We start from the raw sequence: 2,249 nt of genomic DNA on the forward strand, positions 1-2,249 counted from the left end.
CCCCAGGCTTATCGCAGATTCCTACGTCCTTCATCGGCTCCTGATGCCAAGGCATCCACCGTGTGCCCTTAAAAACTTGACCACACAGATCAAAAACTAACTCGAGAGAACCACGGCCCACAAAGGGCCAGGGTCCTTCAAAGAAATTGCTATCAACACACACCCGCAAAACAGGTGCATGCCTCAAGATGCTCGCGTCCACTATGTAGTTCTCAAACAACAACCCCAACCCCCACACCCCACACACACAAACCGTGCGCGCTTCGGCGAAGGCAGGAAACCAGAAACCCCAGAACACCCCAAAAAGGGGCACCCCCACGGGCCCGGCAACTCATCGTTGCAGGTCCTGTTGCCTCAGGACCCAACAGTGCACCAAACACAACCACCACACCAGAACACCCCGGAACGCTTTCCCCGCAACCCCCACCACAAAAGCAGCAGGATTGCCGTACTCACACCAGGACACCCCGAAGGCGGCCATGCCAAAACCAGTTTGATTCGTTGATATTCCACCCATGAGCACCCACCGCAGAACATACGCCTGCGCAATGGGCCTTCTCCTGACCAACCCCCGGCAACCATGCGGCCACCAGGAAATCGGCAGATGCTCCTTAGAAAGGAGGTGATCCAGCCGCACCTTCCGGTACGGCTACCTTGTTACGACTTAGTCCCAATCGCCGGTCCCACCTTCGACGGCTCCCTCCCACAAAGGGGTTAGGCCACCGGCTTCGGGTGTTACCAACTTTCGTGACTTGACGGGCGGTGTGTACAAGGCCCGGGAACGTATTCACCGCAGCGTTGCTGATCTGCGATTACTAGCGACTCCGACTTCATGGGGTCGAGTTGCAGACCCCAATCCGAACTGAGACCGGCTTTTTGGGATTAGCTCCACCTCACAGTATCGCAACCCATTGTACCGGCCATTGTAGCATGCGTGAAGCCCAAGACATAAGGGGCATGATGATTTGACGTCGTCCCCACCTTCCTCCGAGTTGACCCCGGCAGTCTCCCATGAGTCCCCGGCATAACCCGCTGGCAACATGGAACGAGGGTTGCGCTCGTTGCGGGACTTAACCCAACATCTCACGACACGAGCTGACGACAACCATGCACCACCTGTGAACCAGCCCCGAAGGGAAGGACTGTTTCCAGCCCGGTCCGGTCCATGTCAAGCCTTGGTAAGGTTCTTCGCGTTGCATCGAATTAATCCGCATGCTCCGCCGCTTGTGCGGGCCCCCGTCAATTCCTTTGAGTTTTAGCCTTGCGGCCGTACTCCCCAGGCGGGGCACTTAATGCGTTAGCTACGGCGCGGAAAACGTGGAATGTCCCCCACACCTAGTGCCCAACGTTTACGGCATGGACTACCAGGGTATCTAATCCTGTTCGCTCCCCATGCTTTCGCTCCTCAGCGTCAGTTAATGCCCAGAGACCTGCCTTCGCCATCGGTGTTCCTCCTGATATCTGCGCATTTCACCGCTACACCAGGAATTCCAGTCTCCCCTACATCACTCTAGTCTGCCCGTACCCACTGCAGAACCGGAGTTGAGCCCCGGTCTTTCACAGCAGACGCGACAAACCGCCTACGAGCTCTTTACGCCCAATAATTCCGGATAACGCTTGCGCCCTACGTATTACCGCGGCTGCTGGCACGTAGTTAGCCGGCGCTTCTTCTGCAGGTACCGTCACCCGAAAGCTTCTTCCCTACTGAAAGAGGTTTACAACCCGAAGGCCGTCATCCCTCACGCGGCGTCGCTGCATCAGGCTTGCGCCCATTGTGCAATATTCCCCACTGCTGCCTCCCGTAGGAGTCTGGGCCGTGTCTCAGTCCCAGTGTGGCCGGTCACCCTCTCAGGCCGGCTACCCGTCATCGCCTTGGTAGGCCATTACCCCACCAACAAGCTGATAGGCCGCGAGTCCATCCAAAACCACAAAAGCTTTCCACCCCCCACCATGCGGTGAAAGGTCATATCCGGTATTAGACCCAGTTTCCCAGGCTTATCCCAGAGTCAAGGGCAGGTTACTCACGTGTTACTCACCCGTTCGCCACTAATCCACACCGCAAGCGGTGCTTCATCGTTCGACTTGCATGTGTTAAGCACGCCGCCAGCGTTCATCCTGAGCCAGGATCAAACTCTCCGTTGAAGTAAAACAGACACAACCAGGCACAATGGAAATAACACCACACCCGGCTGCACAAAATTTGAAACCAGCTAAAAACACCAAACCATCCACGGGGGTGGACAATCCAG

At 56.6% G+C, this 2,249-nt stretch carries 2 rRNA genes; both read right to left on the reverse strand.

What is annotated here, in order from left to right:
• Positions 1 to 82: ribosomal RNA gene (locus BLP88_RS18540) — 23S ribosomal RNA — on the reverse strand; the annotation flags it as partial.
• Positions 83 to 615: 533 nt separating this feature from the next.
• A 16S ribosomal RNA gene (locus tag BLP88_RS18545) occupies positions 616 to 2,142 on the reverse strand.
• Between the last annotated feature and the right edge of the window lie 107 nt (positions 2,143 to 2,249).

This window comes from Arthrobacter cupressi, assembly GCF_900099975.1.
Taxonomy (GTDB): domain Bacteria; phylum Actinomycetota; class Actinomycetes; order Actinomycetales; family Micrococcaceae; genus Arthrobacter; species Arthrobacter cupressi.